General features: G+C 71.7%; 1 protein-coding gene. It reads left to right on the top strand.

From position 1 onward, the window contains the following. On the top strand, positions 1–4,096 hold a 4,096-nt coding region (locus tag AB0937_RS38350; RefSeq protein ID WP_366718825.1), incomplete at both ends, for an amino acid adenylation domain-containing protein.

Below are 4,096 nucleotides of genomic sequence, written 5' to 3'. Positions count from 1 at the left end.
CCGCGGCCCTCCCTCACCCCGACGCCGACCAGGTCGCCTACGTCATCTACACCTCCGGAACCACCGGCACGCCAAAGGGCGTATCCGTCACCCACCGGGGCATCGCGGACCTCATCACCACGCATGTCCGGCGGCTGGCCGGATCCGGCGCCCCGGACACCGCCTCACCGCGACCCCATGAGCACGTGTGGACGCTGTTCCACTCATACGCATTCGACTTCGCCCTGTGGGAGATGTGCGGTGCGCTCCTGCACGGCGGACGACTCGTCGTCGTCCCCGAGGACGTCGTTTACTCACCCTCCGACTTCCACGACCTGCTCCTCGCCGAAAAGGTCACGGTCCTGACCCAGACGCCCTCCGCCCTGGCGCGGCTGTCGCCGGAAGGACTGGCTTCGATCGGGGTGCTCCTGGTCGGCGGCGAGGCGTTCCCGGCCGAGCTGGTCGAGCGCTGGGCCCCCGGACGGGCCGTAATCAACGCCTATGGCCCGACCGAGTGCACGGTCTACGCATCGATGAGCACGCCCCTGGTCCCCGGTGGGACAGTGCCGATCGGCGCCCCCGGTTCGGGCACCGCCCTGTTCGTCCTGGACGGCGCGCTGCGCCGGGTGCCGGTCGGTGTCGCCGGCGAACTGTACGTCGCCGGACGCGGGGTGGCCCGCGGATACGTGGGCCGTCCCGGCCTGACGGCGTCACGGTTCGTCGCCAACCCGTTCGGTCCGGCGGGTTCGCGGATGTACCGCACCGGCGACCTGGTGCGCTGGAACCAGGATGGTGAGCTGGAGTACGTCGGGCGCGCCGACGACCAGGTGAAGATCCGTGGATACCGGGTCGAGCTCGGCGAGATCGAGTCGGTGTTGCGAGCGGCCCCCGGCGTCCGACAGGCCGCGGTCGTCGTCCGCGAGGACCAGCCCGGGCACCAGCGGCTGGTTGGCTACGTCGTCCCCGACGCCGACGGTGTGGACGGCGTGCGGCTGCGCCGCCTGGCGGGTGAGCGGCTGCCCGAGTACATGGTGCCGGCAGCAGTCGTGGTGCTCGACGCACTGCCCGTGACGGGCAACGGCAAGCTCGACAAGCGGGCCCTGCCGGCCCCCGCGTTCGGGGACGCAGAGGGATACCGGGCACCGGCCACCCCGGTCGAGGAGACCTTGGCCGCCATCTACGCGCGCGTGCTCGGCATGGAGCGGGTCGGTGTCGACGACTCGTTCTTCGATCTCGGCGGCGACAGCATCTCGTCCATGCAGGTCGTCTCCCAGGCCCGGGAGGCCGGCCTGCGCTGCAAGCCCCGCGACATCCTCGTCGAACAGACCGTGGAGCGCGTGGCCCGCGTCATCCGGCTCGCAGGCACGGACGCACCGCACCTCGAGCCTGACGACGACTGCGGTCCCGTCACGGCGACGCCGATCATCCGCTGGCTCGACTCCCTTCGGGCGCCGGCCGACGAGTTCAACCAGACCATGCTGTTCCAGGCGCCGCCCCGGGCAGACCACCCCGACGTGGTCGCGCTCCTGCAGGCGCTGCTCGACCGGCACGCGGCACTCCGGCTGCAGAGGGACGACGCCCCACGGGACACACCAGGGAACCTCACGATCCCTCCGGCGGGCTCGGTCGACGCCGCCGACTGCGTCACGGTGGTCGAGAAGCTCACCGACGCCTCCTTCACCGCCGCGCTGCGCCGGCTGGACCCGCGCCGCGGCGTCATGCTGCACGCCGTGTGGGAGGCGCCCTCCCGTCGGCTGCTGCTGGTCGTCCACCACCTCGCGGTCGACGCCGTCTCCTGGGGGATCCTCCAGCGGGACCTCGGGGCGGGCTGGCGCCATCTCTCCGAGGGGCGGGAGATCACGCCGGCCGCCGGCGGCACCTCGTTCCGGCGCTGGGCCGCGACCCTGGCGGACCACGCCGTCTCCCCGGAGGTCACCGACCGGCTCCCGAGCTGGCAGCGCATCGAGTCGGCTGCCGCCCTGCTGCCCACACCGCGTCCCGACACCGACACCTGGGCGGGCGTGGAGCAGCTGTCCTTCGCGCTCGACGCCGCGCTGACGGACGTCCTGCTGACCGAGGCCACCGCGGCCCTGCGCGTCAACGTCGAGGAGCTGCTGCTCATAGCGCTCGGCACGGCCCTGGCCCAGCAACACCGGTACTTCGGCGCGCCCTTCCGCATCGACGTCGAGGGCCACGGGCGGCGGGACGAGATCGGCGTCGGGACCGATCTGACCGACACTGTCGGATGGTTCACCGTGAAGCACCCGGTCGCTCTGACCGCGGCACCTTTGGACAGGGACGCCGTCCTGGCCGGCGGCCCGGCCCTGGGGGCGTGGCTCAAAGACGCCAAGGAACAACTGCGCGCCGTACCGGAGGGCATCACCTACGGTCTGCTCAAGTACCTCAACGACGGCACGGAGCTGTCCGGTGACGATCCGGCGGTCGGCTTCAACTACCTCGGCCGCCGCAGCAGCACACCGCCCACCGGGGAAGAGGCAGGCGAATGGCGGATTCTCGGACCGCTCGAAGCCCCCGAGGCCCGGCGATTCGGCTCCCGGACGATGTTGCTGCCGCACACCGTGGACATCAACGCGGTCGTGCTCGACGACGGCGCCCGGCCCGAACTCCACGCGACCTGGAGCTGGGCCGGCGCACGGGTCGACCGTGCTTACATCACCGAGCTGCAGGCACGCTGGCACGACGCCCTCAGTGGAATCGCCGCGTACGTGACGAATGGCGGCGGCGGACTCACGCCCTCCGACGTCCTGCCGGCGGCGCTCACCCAGCAGCAGATCGACGGGCTCGCCCGGATCGTGGAGCCGGCGGACATTCTCCCGCTGACTCCTCTGCAGACCGGCCTGCTCTTCCACCGCCGGACCGGCGGTGACGGTCCCGCCGAGCTGTACACCGTGCAGCTGGGCATCGAGATCACCGGTGCGCTGGATGTGCCGCGTCTGCGCGGGGCCGTGGACACCGTGGTGGCACGCCACCCCAACCTGGTGGCCCGCTTCGTCTCCGACCGGCTCACCGACCCGGTACAGATCATTCCCGTGCGGCCGACTGCCCCGTGGACCGTGACCGGCGGCGACGACCGAGAGGAACAAGCCCTCCTCGACGCGGAGCTGGCCGCCTGCGGCAGCCTCACGGACGAGGCACCGCTGCGCTTCCTGCTCCGTGTGACGGGCCCGGACCGGCACGAACTGGTGCTGTCCGCGCATCACATCGTGGTGGACGGCTGGTCGATCCAGATCCTGCTCCGGGAGATCTTCGCGGTCTACCGGAAGGAATCCCTGACGCCCGCCCCCGCCTTCCGCGCCTATACCGAATGGCTGTCCGCCCAGGACACGGGGGCGGCACTCCGGCACTGGCGCCACGTGCTGGCCGGCCTCGAGGCACCGACCCTCGTGGACCCGGCTGACCGCTCCGGCACCGGCGCGCGGGCGCCGCTGCGCGCCGACCTTCCGGCCGACGTCACCCGCGCCGTGGAGCGGCTGGCCCGTGCGCGGAACACGACGGTGAACATCGTGCTGCAAGCCGCCTGGGCCCGCCTGCTGGGCGTGCTGACCGGTGACGGGGACGTCGTCTTCGGCACCACCGTCTCGGGCCGCCCGGCGGATCTGCCCGGCAGCGAGTCGGCCGTGGGCATGTTCGTCAACACCGTCCCGGTACGCGCCCGGACGACGCCCGCGACGACCGCCGCCGAGCTGATCGGCACACTGCGGGACGCCTATCACGATGGTCTGGACCACCAGTTTCCGGCGCTGGCCGACATCCAGCGCGCCACGGGCCACCAGCAGCTCTTCGACACGATCTTCGTGTTCGAGAACTATCCGCTGGAGGCGTCCGGCGGGCGGCTCGGCACGGACGGGCTGGGTGTGCGGATCGCATCCAGCCGGGAGTTCACGCACTATCCCCTCGCCGTGCAGGTATGGCCGGGCCGGCAGCTGAGGCTCCGCCTGGAGTACCGCACCGACGCTTTCGACCAGCAGACGGCCGGGCGGATCCTGGCGTGGCTGGAGACGCTGGTGACCGCCATGGCTGCCGCCCCTGACCGTGCGTTGGCGTCGTTCGATGTGCTGGATGAGGAGGAGGCTGTTCGGCTGGACATGCTGGGGAA

Origin of the sequence: Streptomyces sp. NPDC047880, from assembly GCF_040706515.1 — a bacterium.
Lineage (GTDB): Bacteria > Actinomycetota > Actinomycetes > Streptomycetales > Streptomycetaceae > Streptomyces.
The sequence above is the reverse complement of the archived record's forward strand: the minus strand, read 5'-3'. Positions and strand labels throughout refer to the sequence as shown.